Origin of the sequence: Psychrobacillus sp. NPDC096623, assembly GCF_044762655.1 — a bacterium.
Lineage (GTDB): Bacteria > Bacillota > Bacilli > Bacillales_A > Planococcaceae > Psychrobacillus.
Map to the genome: position 1 here is coordinate 269,364 of NZ_JBIWER010000003.1, position 15,697 is coordinate 285,060.

General features: G+C 36.8%; 13 protein-coding genes. All 13 read right to left on the minus strand.

The genetic code is table 11. The features are described 5' to 3' along the window. The 13 genes from ribD to ACIQX2_RS10910 all read right to left on the minus strand — a co-directional run bounded on the left by ribD (position 1) and on the right by ACIQX2_RS10910 (position 15,655). Positions 1-1,092 carry a bifunctional diaminohydroxyphosphoribosylaminopyrimidine deaminase/5-amino-6-(5-phosphoribosylamino)uracil reductase RibD gene (ribD, locus tag ACIQX2_RS10850; RefSeq protein ID WP_402849906.1) on the minus strand — a complete coding sequence of 364 codons (1,092 nt, stop codon included), beginning with the start codon at positions 1,090-1,092 and terminating at the stop codon, positions 1-3. Further along, on the minus strand, positions 1,085-1,843 hold the full coding sequence (locus ACIQX2_RS10855) for a GTP cyclohydrolase II (protein WP_402849909.1): 759 nt from the start codon (positions 1,841-1,843) through the stop codon (positions 1,085-1,087). Before ACIQX2_RS10855 ends, ribD begins: the two co-directional genes overlap by 8 nt. 233 nt (positions 1,844-2,076) lie before the next feature. Next, on the minus strand, positions 2,077-3,372 hold the full coding sequence (hemL, locus tag ACIQX2_RS10860) for a glutamate-1-semialdehyde 2,1-aminomutase (RefSeq protein ID WP_402849911.1): 1,296 nt from the start codon (positions 3,370-3,372) through the stop codon (positions 2,077-2,079). Then, positions 3,372-4,355 carry a porphobilinogen synthase gene (gene hemB, locus ACIQX2_RS10865; RefSeq protein ID WP_402849914.1) on the minus strand — a complete coding sequence of 328 codons (984 nt, stop codon included), beginning with the start codon at positions 4,353-4,355 and terminating at the stop codon, positions 3,372-3,374. The genes hemL and hemB overlap by 1 nt, the downstream gene beginning before the upstream one ends. After that, positions 4,352-5,116 carry a uroporphyrinogen-III synthase gene (locus ACIQX2_RS10870; RefSeq protein WP_402849917.1) on the minus strand — a complete coding sequence of 255 codons (765 nt, stop codon included), beginning with the start codon at positions 5,114-5,116 and terminating at the stop codon, positions 4,352-4,354. The genes hemB and ACIQX2_RS10870 overlap by 4 nt, the downstream gene beginning before the upstream one ends. Beyond that, complete coding sequence (gene hemC, locus ACIQX2_RS10875; protein ID WP_402849919.1) at positions 5,109-6,038, minus strand: hydroxymethylbilane synthase; 930 nt, start codon at positions 6,036-6,038, stop codon at positions 5,109-5,111. The genes ACIQX2_RS10870 and hemC overlap by 8 nt, the downstream gene beginning before the upstream one ends. Positions 6,039-6,058: 20 nt before the next feature. After that, positions 6,059-6,889 (minus strand): cytochrome c biogenesis protein, encoded by an 831-nt coding sequence (locus ACIQX2_RS10880; protein WP_402849922.1) that lies wholly within the window; start codon positions 6,887-6,889, stop codon positions 6,059-6,061. 79 nt (positions 6,890-6,968) lie between these two features. After that, the gene (hemA, locus tag ACIQX2_RS10885) at positions 6,969-8,336 is read right to left on the minus strand and encodes a glutamyl-tRNA reductase (protein WP_402849925.1); all 1,368 of its coding nucleotides are present in this window, start codon (positions 8,334-8,336) and stop codon (positions 6,969-6,971) included. 413 nt (positions 8,337-8,749) lie between these two features. Beyond that, positions 8,750-9,331 carry a ribosome biogenesis GTP-binding protein YihA/YsxC gene (gene yihA, locus ACIQX2_RS10890; protein ID WP_402849928.1) on the minus strand — a complete coding sequence of 194 codons (582 nt, stop codon included), beginning with the start codon at positions 9,329-9,331 and terminating at the stop codon, positions 8,750-8,752. Further along, a complete protein-coding gene (gene lon, locus ACIQX2_RS10895) occupies positions 9,331-11,652 on the minus strand; it encodes an endopeptidase La (RefSeq protein WP_402849931.1) in 2,322 nt (773 codons plus the stop codon). The genes yihA and lon overlap by 1 nt, the downstream gene beginning before the upstream one ends. A 145-nt stretch (positions 11,653-11,797) precedes the next feature. Further along, positions 11,798-13,066: an ATP-dependent protease ATP-binding subunit ClpX gene (clpX, locus tag ACIQX2_RS10900; protein WP_093060491.1), complete on the minus strand. Its 1,269-nt coding sequence runs from the start codon at positions 13,064-13,066 to the stop codon at positions 11,798-11,800. Positions 13,067-13,236: 170 nt separating this feature from the next. Continuing rightward, the gene (gene tig / locus ACIQX2_RS10905) at positions 13,237-14,523 is read right to left on the minus strand and encodes a trigger factor (protein WP_402850521.1); all 1,287 of its coding nucleotides are present in this window, start codon (positions 14,521-14,523) and stop codon (positions 13,237-13,239) included. Positions 14,524-14,656: 133 nt separating this feature from the next. Beyond that, positions 14,657-15,655, minus strand: coding sequence for a hypothetical protein (locus tag ACIQX2_RS10910; protein ID WP_402849935.1), 999 nt, complete (start codon positions 15,653-15,655; stop codon positions 14,657-14,659). Positions 15,656-15,697: the final 42 nt, after the last annotated feature.

Genomic DNA, 15,697 nt, shown 5'->3' on the forward strand with positions numbered 1-15,697 from the left:
TTATTTGTATGTTGGATAACCAACAAACTTAAAGTCTTGCCCTATTTTTTGAATATCTGTATCTACTAGCTCAACTGCATCACTCATGAATTCAATACCGGTACCCTCCATAAATGTGGGAGCATTTTTACCCCCTATGAGCTTTGGTGCAATATAAATTACCGCTTTATCAATTAACTTATTTTCTAAAAACGCTGCGTTAATCGTACCTCCACCCTCTATTAGTAATGAGGAGATCAGATTTTCTCCCAATACTTGAACGACTTCTTGTACATTAACATGATTTGAACTGGTTGTATGGAAAATACGAATTCCAAGATCAACTAGTTTCTCTTTTATTGCCTGATCATAATTTGCACTAGTGAAGATCCATGTTTCTGCTTTCTGATCATTCACAAGCTTGGCATCTAACGGAATTTTCAGTGTTGAGTCCAAAACGATACGAATTGGGTTACGTCCATTTTCAATACGTGTAGTTAGTTCCGGGTTATCCTCGATAACCGTATTAACACCAACTAAAATAGCCAAATGCTCGTTTCTGAGATGATGAACGTCCTCACGTGCCGCTGCGGAGGTGATCCATTTACTGTGAGCAGTGTGTGTTGCAATTTTCCCATCTAATGTTATGCCAGATTTCAAAGTGATAAAAGGCTTATTCGTCACGATAAACTTATTGAATACTTCGTTCATCTTTTGAGAAGCTTCCTCTTGTATACCTGAAATAACTTTAATCCCAGCATCTTCTAAAATTTTCACTCCTCTACCAGAAACGAGTGGATTCGGATCGAGTGTTGCAATAACAACCGTTTCAATTCCAGCCTCTACAATTGCTTCTGCACAAGGACCAGTTCTGCCGTGATGCGAGCATGGTTCAAGTGTCACATAAATCGTAGCACCCTTTGCATGTTCCCCTGCCATTCTGATTGCATGGATTTCAGCATGAGGCTCGCCTGGTTTCATATGTGCACCAATACCAACAATGCGATTATCGTTTACGATAACTGCTCCTACTAATGGATTCGGATCTGTTTGCCCTTTCATCGCGCGAGCATTTTGCAAGGCAAGATCCATGTAAAATGCATGACTAGTCATTTTGAAAAGTACCTTCTTCCTCCATATGACCTGAGCGATTTATTTTCGTGTGTAAGTACTTCTCATTGAATTCCGAAACGTCTCCCCATAATGGTGTACGCCCCGCTACAGCTAAGCCTGCATCCTTTAATGCTTTTACTTTCTTAGGATTATTCGTTATTAATATAACTGGTTTCGTGCGCAATACTTTTAACACTTCGATTGCATCACTGTAATTTCTAGAATCATCGACAAAACCAAGTTTTTCATTGGCCTCTACTGTATCTGCACCATTTTCTTGTAGAATATAGGCCATCGCTTTACTAAATAGACCAATCCCTCTGCCTTCATGGTTAGCAAGATAGAATAATGCTCCAGCTCCGTTATTAACTATCATTTGCATTGACTGCTTAAGTTGGAAACCACAATCACACCGCTTACTGCCAAAAATATCCCCCGTATGGCAAATGGAGTGCATGCGGATTAGCGTTTCCTCTGTTTCTTTAAAGTCACCGTAAACTAACACACTGGACTGTTGATATTCCGCTAGGTTAGTGGAGGATAAATTACTTATTATTTGATTGATGTCTTCTGTGTATTCATCGCTATTTAACCAACTATACCATTGAAATATCACTGTATTCCCATGTAAATTTACTGGCAATCGAATTGGTCCCACTAGATAAATTGAACTTTCTTCGGTTTTAATTACTTTTATTTTATCTTTTAATACATTCACTACATCATTTGATATTTCCTTAACATTTGGCATACTAAATCCTCATTTCTCTAAAACATAATAGTGTATCTATATTATTCCATTTAGATTACTTTTCGTAAGTAATTATATTTTAGTAATCAATCAATGTCAATTATCTTAGACTAAAAGAGCCTTGCAAATAATGCAAGGCTTCACTTTTTATTTAGGTTGTCAATTTTATAATAAAATAATAAATAGTAAAATCCAAACAAAAAATAAATTAAAAATCAGAACCAGAAATTGATCTAGTTATTCGATAATTTTTCAAATACTGTATGGAACGCTTGAATTGTTTTCTCTATATGCTCTACAGTATGTGCACTTGAAAGGAATAACCCCTCAAATTGCGAAGGTGGGAGATAAATTCCTTCCTCTGCCATGAGACGGAAATACTTTGCGAATAATTCTAAATCAGATGTTTTCGCTGTATCGAAGTTAATCACATTTTCATTAGTTAAGAAGAAACCAATCATCGATCCCGCACGATTCACTGTATGTGGAATATTATATTTTGTTGCTGCTTCACGGAAACCTTTTTCCAGTATATCCCCTAGCTCGATAAAGTAATCATATGATTTTTCGTTTAAACGAGTTAATGTCTCATATCCTGCTGTCATTGCTAAAGGATTACCTGAAAGTGTTCCTGCTTGATATACAGGTCCGGCAGGTGCAATCATTTCCATAATTTCACGTTTACCACCAAAGGCACCTACAGGAAGTCCCCCACCGATTACCTTTCCTAGACAAGTTAAATCTGGTGTAATTCCGTAATATCCTTGTGCACAATTATAGCCTACACGGAAGCCTGTCATTACCTCATCAAAAATTAACAATGTTCCGTATTTATCAGTTAACTCACGTAATCCTTCTAGGAATCCTTCAACTGGAGGAACAACACCCATATTACCCGCTACAGGTTCAACAATAACTGCTGCTAAGTCATCTCCAAAGTTTTCGAATACATGGCGAACGCTTTCTAAATCATTGTAGGGTACAGCTATCGTGTTTTTAGCAATTGACTCAGGTACACCTGGGCTATCTGGCAATCCAAGTGTAGCAACACCAGATCCTGCTTTTATAAGAAGGCTGTCGCCGTGACCATGATAACTACCTTCAAATTTCAAAATTTTGTTACGCCCTGTATAACCACGAGCTAAACGAAGTGCACTCATTGTTGCTTCTGTACCAGAAGAAACCATTCGAACCATCTCGATAGAAGGAACGCGCTCCATCACAAGTTTAGCTAATTTATTTTCGATTAAAGTAGAAGCACCGAAGCTCGTACCTGTTTCAGCAACCTGTTGAATTGCCTTAACAACGTTTGGTTCTGTATGCCCTAAAATTAGAGGACCCCATGATAAAACGTAGTCAATGTACTCGTTACCATCGATGTCAGTTAGTATTGCACCTTTTCCACTTTCCATGAAAATAGGATCCATATCAACTGATTTAAATGCTCGTACAGGACTGTTTACGCCACCTGGCATTAACTCTTTCGCTTCTGTAAATGCTTTTTTAGACTGCTCATATGATTTTGTCATTATTTCTCCTCCAACCAACGAGCAACATCTTTAGCATGATATGTTAAAATCATATCTGCTCCTGCACGTTTCATTCCCGTTAATGATTCAAGCACTATTTCTTTTTCGTTGATCCAACCATTAATCGCTGCAGCTTTTACCATTGCATATTCTCCGCTTACATTGTAAGCAACAATAGGCGTAGCAAATGTATTCTTAACATCGCGAATAATATCTAAGTAAGATAATGCTGGTTTTACGATAAGGAAGTCTGCTCCTTCTTGTACATCTGATGAAGCCTCACGTATTGCTTCCATACGATTTGAATAATCCATTTGATATGTTTTGCGGTCACCGAATTTTGGTGCACCGTCCGCGGCTTCACGGAATGGTCCGTAATATGCTGATGCATATTTTACCGCATATGACATGATTGGTATATCCTTATATCCTGCTTCATCTAGACCAAGACGAATTGCAGCTACAAAGCCATCCATCATATTAGAAGGTGCAATAATATCTGCACCAGCTTCTGCTTGGCTTATTGCCGTTTTTGCCAATAAATCAAGGGAAGGATCATTCAAGATACGTTCATTTTCATCCACGACACCACAATGACCGTGGTCTGTAAATTCGCATAAGCAAGTATCAGCTATTACAACTAATTGCGGATGACGTGCTTTAATTTGACGAATTGCTTTTTGTATAATTCCGTGATCATGGTATGCGCCAGTTCCGACCGCATCTTTTTCAGCAGGAAGTCCGAATAAAATAACTGAAGGAATTCCTAAATCAACTACTTCATCTACTTCCTCATTTAAACGGTCAAGAGAGAATTGAAAAACGCCTGGCATAGATGATACTTCGTTTTTAATGTTTTCGCCTTCCATGACGAATATAGGATAGATTAAATCTTCTTTATGTAAATAAGTTTCCTTTACCATTGCTCGTATTCCTGCTGATTGTCTTAAACGACGATGACGTTGAAAAAATAATTCAGTCATTGCACTCTTCCTTTCCATTCCGCTAATTTAACAATCACATCTATTAAAGTATAAGTGTCAGGCATAACCTGCACAGAAACCTTCTTCGATTCTAAAAAATTCTTAGTGATATGTCCAATTGCACATACTGTGACATGTTCATATCCGAAGGAAGTCCCAATACTTCGATGATAAACCTCGGCTGTAGAAGGACTTGTGAAGATAATAGAACATCTTTCTCCGCTCTTCAATAGCTCCTTCACATTTTCCTTGTTTTCTTCTAATTCCACAGTTTCGTAAATAGTCCATTCTTTTACATCATTGGACATGCCGGCTGTTATTGTATCTTTTGCAAGATTACCTTTAACAAATAAACAACGATCCGTAGATAATGCAACTTTCGGAAATTCCTTAACGAATATGTCCGCACTAAATATAGAAGGGGTAAAATTTACTGAAAACCCCAAGCTTTCAATGGCATGTGCAGTTTTTATTCCTACCACTGCGATTTTAGCTGTAAAAAAACTTGCATCCAGCTGATATTTTACCATCTTAGACTGAAATGCCTTCACGCTACTTTGACTTGTAAAAATAAGCCATTCATATAAGTTACAGCTTTGTATTTGATGTAAATCATCAGAACTAACTATCTCCTTTGTAGCTATCATCGGAGAAATTACAACATTTCCACCGAGTCTTTCAACAAGTTCTGGTGCTTCCGATGACCTTAGAATGCCTGTAAAAATGACATTCTCTCCTGACAAAGGAGCTTTATTAAACATTCAAATCTGCCTTCACTTGTTGGATTAAATCGTATGCTCCTTGTTCAGTCACAATACGTGCTAGTTCCTTGCCTAGGGCATCCGCATCTGTACCAGTTACTATTTCTTTATAAACGACAGAAGCGTCTGGTGCTGCAACTAATCCAGTCATTGTAATTTTATCTCCGCTAATTGTTGCATGTCCAGCAATCGGCACCTGACATCCACCATCCATTGCAGCTAAAAATGAACGCTCTGCTTCTACTGCAACCCAAGTATCATGATCTGATAGCTTTGCTAGCTCATCGATTAATTCTTGATCATCTGCGCGACACTCAATCGCTAGAGCTCCTTGTCCAACCGCAGGTATGCAATCCTCAGGAGATAAATATTCTGTTACAACTTCATCGCTCCAACCTAAACGTTTTAAGCCTGCCGCCGCTAAAATAATTGCATCATACTCGCCATCCTTTAATTTTTGTAGACGAGTATCTACATTTCCACGAATCCATTTAATCTCAATGTCCGGACGTAATAATAACAGTTGTGCACTTCTTCTTAAACTGCTCGTCCCTACTACTGCTCCTTTTGGAAGATCAGTAAACTTCACATGGTCTGTGGATATAAATGCATCACGTTCGTCCACACGTTTTGGTGTACATCCCATTACTAAACCTTCTGGTAAGACAGATGGCATATCCTTCATACTATGCACTGCAAAGTCGATTTCTTTGTCATAAAGAGCCTGTTCAATCTCTTTTACAAAAAGTCCCTTTCCGCCAACTTTGGAAAGTGTAACATCTAAAATCTGGTCACCCTTTGTTACAATCTCTTTTACTTCAAACTCAAAAGGTGCTCCCATATCTTTCATTTGTTGAATAAACCAATTTGTTTGAGTTAAAGCTAATTTACTTCGTCTAGATCCTACAATAATTTTACGCATATCATGACCGCGTCCTTTCTTTAATACCAAATATGGAATTGAGATAATTGACTACCTAATAAGAAATTAATCAGTACAAAAAGGAACGCATAAATGTGTATCCACGCATAATTTGTTCCTTTAATCTTTGCCGATTTTCTGATCAATAATACAAGAATATAAATCACTAATACTATAAAAGAATTGACTATCTTTATATCATAGAGTGAAAAGGCATCTAAAGCTATATATGCCCATTCTAACCCAAGAACTAAACTTACAAACAATAGTGGAATACCCGTTAGAATGGATAGACTCATTCCGTTCTCAGCTTGTTGTAAAGAGGGTAATCTAGTGAACTGTTTCGTCCACTTTTTCTTCTTTAAAACTTTATATAAGATTAAATATAAGGTCGAAAAAACAAATGATAAAGCAAAAGCTGTATAAGCGAGTAGCGCGAACATAATATGAATGAATAATAGCTCTGATTTAAGGTTTTCCCCTACCAGTGACTGCGCAATTGGATTTGGTGCAAACGTATGAATTGTCATAAAAATAAATCCAATCAAATTCAAAAAGAATGCAGGAAGATCCAATTTAAATACAAGCTGTAAAACAAGAGAAAGCAAAATAATCAACCAAGCATAAAAATATATACCTTCAAACAATGATAGTATTGGAAATCGCTTCATCTCCAACATATACATGATTAAAAAAATTGTTTGTAAAGTACCAACGATTAAAAGTAACCAAACAGCTAGTCGATGTGCCCGTAGATCCTTCTGTAAGTAATCAATAAAATAAAAGACAAGGCTTATAGCTTGAAGAATGACCATAATCTCATGAAGCCTTGTCATCGTCAGATCAGTCATAACATTCTCCCTTTACATAGTAAAAAGGCGTTCATTATATCTATTTGTCTCCACACAGATATAAAAACGCCTCCTTTACTTAGTTAAATAACAAATTTTCTTTTAAATTCTGCGATTCAATTAATGCTTGCTTTAAATTGATTTTAGCTTTTTCAGCTTGTAATGCTACTTCCTTTTGCACATCATCTTCTATGCCAAATATTTGTTGGAATAGTTGAAGCTGAGCTGCAGGATCTTTAGCTGCAGATAACTCTTTTACTTGTAAAATCGGCTCTTTTAAAAGCTGATTGACAATCGATTTTGTATGCTTATTTAAAATTTTGCGTTCACGATCTGTTAAATTAGGCATTTTATTTTCAATAGAGGCCATAGTTTCAGCTTGGATCGTATTCGCTTTTTGACGAAGTGCTGTAATAATAGGTACCACACCAAGCGTCGTTACCCAATCATTAAATTGCTCTATTTCTGTTTCAATCATTTGATTGATTTGCTTAGCCGCACGTTCTCTTTCCGCTAAGTTAGCTTCCACAATTCCTTGTAAATCATCAATATCGTATAGGAAGACATTTGGGAGATCGCCAATACGCGGATCTAAATCCCGCGGCACAGCTATATCCACCATAAACAATGGTTTACCCTTACGTAGACGTTCTACAAACTGCATCAATTCAAAATCTATAACAAATTCTGTTGCACCCGTTGAACTGATCAGAATATCTGCCTCTAACAATGCACATTGAAGCTCGTCCATAGGTTTAGCATCGCCATCAAACTTAGCAGCAAGCTCTTTTGCTTTTTCAAAAGTACGATTGATAACCGTAACCTTTTCAGCTCCACTACCATGTAGATTTTGAATTGCTAACTCGCCCATCTTACCAGCACCTAAAATAACTACGTGCTTATGCTTCAAGGAGCCGAATATTTTCTTCCCTAACTCTACTGCCGCGTATGAAACCGATACAGCATTTTCACCGATTGCCGTTTCCGCATGTGCTCGTTTTGCAAATGTCACTGCCTGTTTGAATAATTGATTGAAAACAGTACCTGTCGTACCATTTTCTTGCCCATTTAGAAAGCTTTTCTTCACTTGACCTAGTATTTGTGTTTCACCTAGTACCATCGAATCGATGCCCGCTGTAACACGGAACAAGTGATTATTCGCTTGGTCATCTTCGTGAACAAATAAGTAGTTAGATAAGTTTTCTAATGGTATATCAAACCAATTTGCTAAAAATTGCTTCACATAGTACTTACCTGTATGTAGCTGGTCTACAGTAGCGTAAATCTCTGTACGGTTACAAGTAGATACGATGACATTTTCTAATATACTTTTTTGGTCTTGTAGTGCTTGCATCGCATTCGGAAGTTCTGTTTCCACAAACGACAGTTTTTCGCGAATTTCGACAGGAGCAGTACGGTAATTGACACCAACCACGATTGTATGCATGGAATAGGTCTCCCCTTCACGTTCATTTCATAAGTCCAATTATATCATAGCTTTACGCTAGTACCTTGCTCATTTGTGAACAACATATGAAATCTTATTTAGAATTATTATAAAATAATAATACCAAACAATATCGTCAAATTCAAACAATCTACCCAAATTAGTAAAAGTATAATTATTCAAAAAATAAAACTGATTATTAAGGATGTTATTCCCTATATTGAATAGTTTTAACCTTGTCTTACGAGCATTTTTATAAAACATTAACTAATAGGGATATCCCGAACAGAGTGGAATTATTACACTTACTATATCTAATCATACCATCATTAAAAAAACGAGCTCTTGAACGATTTATCGCACAAGAGCTCACCAAGAATTGTTCATACTATTCTACTCAAATCAAAGAAGAATTATATTCTACTTTCGATTTCTTTCCAGGCTGCATCAATACCTAATCCTGTTTCTGAAGAAAAAACGATTAATGGATCTTCTTTATCCATTTGTAATTCTTCACTTACTATCTTTTTATGCTTATCCCATTTCCCCTTAGGGATTTTGTCTGCTTTTGTAGCAATAACGATACAAGGGATATTATAGTGCTTTAGGAAATCATACATCATACAATCATCACCTGTTGGCGGATGTCTTAGATCAACGATTAGCACAACTGCTTTTAAAATGTTGCGAGAGGTAAAATAAGTTTCAATCATTTTACCCCAAGCAGCTCGTTCTGTTTTAGAAACTTTTGCGTATCCGTAACCAGGTACATCAACAAATATCAAAGCTTCCTCTAGTTGATAAAAGTTCAATGTTTGCGTCTTACCTGGTTTAGATGAAATCCTAGCCATGCTTTTTCGACCAATCATTTTATTGATAAACGATGATTTCCCAACATTGGAACGTCCTGCCAATGCTATTTCAGGTAAATCACCTTCTGGATATTGAGCTGGTCTTACGGCACTGATTAGTAATTCTACATTATGGATTTTCATTATTTTGCCTCCTCTAGAGCCAGTTGAAGCACCTCTTCAGCATCGGAAACAAAATGGAATGTTAATACTTCGCGAACACTTTCTGGTATATCTTCAATATCGCGCTCGTTGTCTGCCGGACAAATAATTGTCGTCAAACCTGCACGATGTGCACTTAGTGTCTTTTCTTTTAAACCACCTATTGGTAATACTCGACCTCTTAAAGTAACTTCACCAGTCATACCGACTTCCCGTTTTATCGGACGCCTAGAAAGCGCCGAAACGAGAGCTGTAACTATCGTAACACCTGCTGAAGGACCATCTTTCGGAACAGCACCTTCTGGAACATGAATATGAATATCCTTTTTTTCGTAAAAAGTTGGATCTATTCCAAAATCCTCTGCCTTGGAACGTACATAAGACAATGCCGTTTGTGCAGATTCCTTCATCACATCTCCGAGCTTACCAGTCAATTGGAGTTTGCCTGTACCTGCAGATAATGACACTTCGATTTGAAGCGTATCTCCACCTACGGAAGTATAAGCAAGACCAGTTGCCACTCCTATTTGATTTTCGGTTTCAGCCTGTCCATACCTGAATTTACGTTTACCAATGATATTTTCTAAACTTTTTGTCGTAATGGAAACCCGTTTTTTATCGCCAGATACAATTTGAAGTGCAGCTTTACGGCAAAGATTGGCTATTACACGCTCTAAACTACGCACCCCAGCTTCTCTCGTATAATGACGAATTACATCTAGTAAAGCATCATCTTTCAGTTGCAGCTGACTTTTTGTTAAACCATGCTCTTTCAGCTGTTTTGGCAATAAATGATTTTTTGCAATAGAAAGCTTTTCTATTTCCGTGTAGCCGGCAATGGAGATAATCTCCATCCGGTCACGTAATGGACCTGGAATAGTGCTTAAATCGTTTGCTGTAGCGATGAATAGAACATTAGATAAATCGTATGTCTCCTCGATATAATGATCACTAAATGAATTGTTTTGCTCAGGATCTAACACTTCTAGCATTGCTGCGGATGGATCCCCTCTGAAATCATTTGACATTTTATCGATTTCATCAAGTAAAAACAACGGGTTAATCGTTCCCGCTTTCTTCATCCCTTGAATGATTCGTCCAGGCATCGAACCAACATAAGTTCTTCGATGACCACGAATTTCCGATTCATCTCGGACTCCTCCAAGTGAAATACGTACAAAATTACGTCCTAAAGACTCCGCAATTGATTTAGCCAAGGAGGTTTTACCAACACCAGGAGGTCCTGCTAAACAAAGTATCGGACCTCGCAAGGATTTCGTTAACTGCCTTACAGCCAAGTACTCTAATACCCGCTCTTTAACAGTTTCTAACCCTTCATGATCTCTATCTAAAATGCGTTCTGAGCGTTTAATGTCTAACTGATCCTCCGTCGCATTAGTCCACGGAATAGAGACAATCCAATCGATGTAATTTCGTATTACGCCACTTTCTGGAGCTTGTGTAGGAAGTTTTTCATAACGGTCTAGTTCCTTTAACACATTCTTTTTCGTCTCTGCAGGTAAGCCTGCTTCTTCAATACGCTTTTTTAGCTCGGCAACTTCACCTGTTTTACCTTCTTTATCGCCAAGCTCTGTCTGAATGGCCTTCATCTGTTCTCTAAGATAGAACTCTTTTTGCGTTCTCTCCATTGCATGTTTAACTCTTGTATTTATTTTCTTTTCTAGGTCTAATATTTCCTGTTCATTGTATAATCGACCTACTAACCATTCTAAGCGTTCCTTGACATCCATTATTTCTAGTATTTCCTGTTTACCAGAAATTTTTAAAGGTAAATGCGAAGCAATCATATCAGCTAAACGACCAGGTTCCTCAATATCACTAACTGAGTTTAAAGTTTCCTCTGAGACACTCTTGGATGATTTTGAATACTTTCCAAAATTATGTACTAGCGTACGCATGAGTGCCACTTCTTCTTGATCCGCTTTTTCTGGTTCGATAAATGCAGTGACAGCAACTTCGTCAAAATTATCAAGGTGATTAAAATCATCCCAAATGGCACGCTGTAATCCTTCTACTAGAACTCTCATCGTACCATTTGGCAGCTTCACCATCTGCTTCACTTTAGCAATTATGCCGACATCATAAAGATCAGACATTTCGGGTTTTTCTACGGTCATATCTCGCTGAACGGAAAGAAATAACTTTTCCTCTCGAATCATTGCCTCATCCAGTGCAGCAATGGAACGTTCTCGTCCTACATCTATATGTAAAATCATTGTAGGATAAACGAGCAAACCTCTTAAAGGCAGTACTGGATAAAATTCTTTTGTTTCTTTAGTCATTTGGGTAGTCACCTCCAACTTATTCTGTCCGAATAATTCATTAATAATGCTTCGATAAAAAAAAGAAGCTAATAAGTTGAAAAAGCTGACATCCTTGCATGCGCTAAGCACGCGCAGATTGGAAGCCAGCTTTGTCAATGGCTAGTTAAGCCGATGTTTTTTCGTTATCCTTTTCTAATTCAGTGCCATCTTCTAATAAAAGTTTAGGTTTGGCTTTATCTGTAATAGATTCTTTTGTAATAACACATTCTACAATGTCATCTCTTGATGGCAATTCAAACATTACATCAAGCATGATATTTTCGATTATTGACCGAAGACCACGAGCACCAGTTTTACGTTCAATCGCTTCTTTTGCAATAGCTTCTAATGCTTCATCTTCAAATGTTAACTTCACATTATCCAATTCGATCATCTTTTGATATTGCTTAGCAAGCGCATTTTTCGGTTCTGTAAGAATTTGAACTAACGCATTTACGTCTAGTTGCTCTAAGCTCGCAAGTACTGGTAAACGACCAATGAATTCTGGTATTAAACCAAACTTCAATAAATCTTCAGGTATCAATTGAGAAAGTACGGAACCTTCTGCAACCTCTACTTTGTTAGGATCTGCTCCGAAACCAATAACTTTTTCACCTAGACGACGTTTAATGATTTGTTCAATTCCATCAAAAGCACCACCAACAACAAATAGTATATTCGTTGTATCAATTTGTAAAAACTCTTGATGAGGATGCTTACGTCCACCTTGTGGAGGAACACTAGCAACAGTACCTTCTAATATTTTAAGAAGGGCTTGTTGTACGCCTTCACCGGAAACGTCTCGTGTAATAGACGGATTTTCGGATTTACGAGCAACTTTGTCTATTTCATCAATATATATAATACCTTTTTCAGCACGCTCGATATCATAGTCTGCTGATTGAATTAGTTTTAAAAGAATATTCTCTACATCTTCCCCAACATATCCTGCTTCTGTTAACGAAGTCGCATCTGCAATTGCAAATGGAACGTTAAGAATTCTCGCAAGTGTTTGGGCTAGCAATGTTTTACCACTACCAGTAGGACCTATTAATACTATGTTAGATTTAGCTAATTCTACTTCATCGATTACACTATTCGAATTGATTCGCTTGTAATGGTTATAAACAGCAACAGCAAGTGATTTTTTTGCTCGTTCTTGTCCAATTACATATTCATCTAAAATAGCTAAAATTTCTTTTGGCTTTGGAACTTCTTTGAATTCTACTTCTTCTTCAATTCCTAGCTCTTCTTCTACAATCTCAGAACAAAGATCGATACATTCATCACAAATATATACACCTGGTCCTGCTACTAGCTTACGAACTTGTTCCTGTGGTTTACCACAAAAAGAACATTTTAAGTTCCCTTTTTCATCATTGAATTTGAACAAAATATTCACCCCTATTCAAGCAATTATGTTACAAGATTCTCTTCAAGTAATCAAATAATAAGTTTAAGTATGTTTTTAAATCAAATAAATTGCTATGTATATGATAGAACAAGGCACAGTTATATAGCTGTACCTTGCTCTATTTGTATTAAATCCGTATAAATTTGTGATTAAGAAATTTTAGCGTTATCCACTAAGAATTCAACTGTTTTTTGGAAACGTAAATCGTTACCAAGAACGTCAGTACCACCAAGTGCACGTTTGATATCTTCAATCTTCATGTTGAATTGAGTGCTCATTTTTTCAAGCTCTGCATTAATGTCTTCTTCAGAAGCTTCAATATTTTCTTGTTTTGCAATAGCTTCAAGTGTTAACGAAACTTTTACGCGGTTATTAGCATCTTCTGTCATTTGAGCACGTAATGCTTCTTCGTCTTGGCCAGAGAATTGATAGTAAAGATCTAAGTTCATTCCTTGTTGCTCTAAACGTTGACCAAATTCTTGTAACATACGGTCAGTTTCAGAAGTGATCATTGCTTCAGGAATATCAATTGTTGCGTTTGCAGCAGCAGCTTCCACTAAAGTATCACGAAGTGTTTGAGCAGCTAATTGTTTTTTCTCTTCAGCAGTTACTTCTTTTAGTTTTGCACGTAGAGCGTCGATACCTTCAACTTCTGGATCTACTTCTTTCGCAAATTCATCATTAAGTTCAGGAAGTTCTTTCCCTTTAACTTCTTTCACTGTTACTTTAAAAGTAGCAGCTTTACCAGCTAATTCAGCAGCATGGTATTCTTCTGGGAATGTTACTTCAACATCTTTTGCATCTCCAGTTTTAGCACCGATTAATTGCTCTTCGAAACCTGGGATGAATGAATTAGAACCGATTTCTAATGGATAATCTGTTCCAGCTCCACCTTCAAATGCTACTTCATCAACGAATCCTTCGAAGTCGATTACAGCTGTATCACCTTCAACGATTGCATCTTCTTTAATAACTAATTCAGCTAAACGGCTTTGTTGGCTTTGTAGTTGCTCGTCGATTTCTTCATCTGTTACAGTTTCCTCTAATTTTGTTGCTTCAAGACCTTTATAGTCTCCTAGAGTTACTTCTGGTTTTACAACAACTTTAGCAGTGAAAACTAAAGGCTGCCCTTTTTCCATTGTTACGATATCAATCTCTGGTTGATCTACTGGGTCAATTCCAGCGTCTTCAACAGCATGCCCATAAGCATGAGGAAGAATGATATCTAATGCATCTTGGAATAATGATTCTACACCATACATTTTTTCGAAAATTTGACGAGGCATTTTCCCTTTACGGAAACCTGGAGCGTTAATTTGTTTAACTACTTTTTTAAACGCTTGGTCTAATCCTTTTGCTACTTCTTCTGCAGCAACTTCTACTGTTAATAAACCATTATTGCCTTCTTGTTTTTCCCATTTTACAGTCTGATCCATTGACATATATTCTACCTCCAAAAAATAATTTACAATAATTTAGCAGCCTGTATAAGACAATTATACAGAACAGTTTTTCACTAATTATATTGACAACTTGTATATTATAGCATAGATGAATAGAGTTTCAACATTATTCATAACTCATCACTTCTAATGATTCTTCCAATGCTATAACCAGCTCAAAGAACTCATCTGACATCAATTCTCGGTTACCAAATAACATATCCACATATTCAATATATCTGTTCGCTACTATTTCATTAGTATATCCTACCCAATCAAAAGGAAACAAGGCATAAGCATGTCGATGAACCATTTCCAACGTCATTTGAAGCTTACTTGGGTCTTTCTCCAATAAATTTTCGATCGATTGTTTTATAGGTTCGACCCGATCCACTGCAGTACGTTCGGGTGGTGAAGTTGGAACAACCGTTTCTTTAAAACCAAATTTCTCAACAGTGACTTCACTTTCCACTCCAGCAGCCCCAAGAAGTAATAAACCAAGAGATTTAATAGTAGGAACTATATCTGGGCTCTCAATAATAGTGATAATATCCTTTGATAGTCCGTTAATATCAGCTTGGTATGCTTCTTGTAATAATAATTCCTGCTGACCAAAAGGTAGTTTTACAAACTTAGCAAGCTTGAACAGTTCACCGTCAAAGTTCTTTTGTGTCTCTTCATCTGCAGCATATGTAGTATCTGTTAGCATTTTAATACTTAGTTCTCGTAGTTGTTTAAAATTCTTCTTTTGCATAAATGTATAAGTCGAATCTTTCATTAACTCATCTAATACTTCAGTTAACTGTTTGTATTCTTTTAAATCGAGTAAAATGGTCAAATATAATTCAATTACTTGTTCAAAAAAAGGAGATTTTTTTTCGTAGAGTGTTTCACAAATTATCTTCGCATCTAAAGCTCTACCAGCTTCTAATAAGGAAAGAATATAAACGCTTTGTACCATATCACTTAATTCTTTATATTTGTTAGCCTCATCAAAGCAAGATACCGCTTCCAAAAAATTGTTCTCTTCCGCAAATTTAAGACCTTTTTCCACATATTTTTCTATCATTCCAGGAAATAAAATGACGTTTTCATCCTTTAAAATTGGATGATTCTTTTTTTTCAACCTAAATCGCCACCTTCACTAGCTTATGTATGTACTTAATTA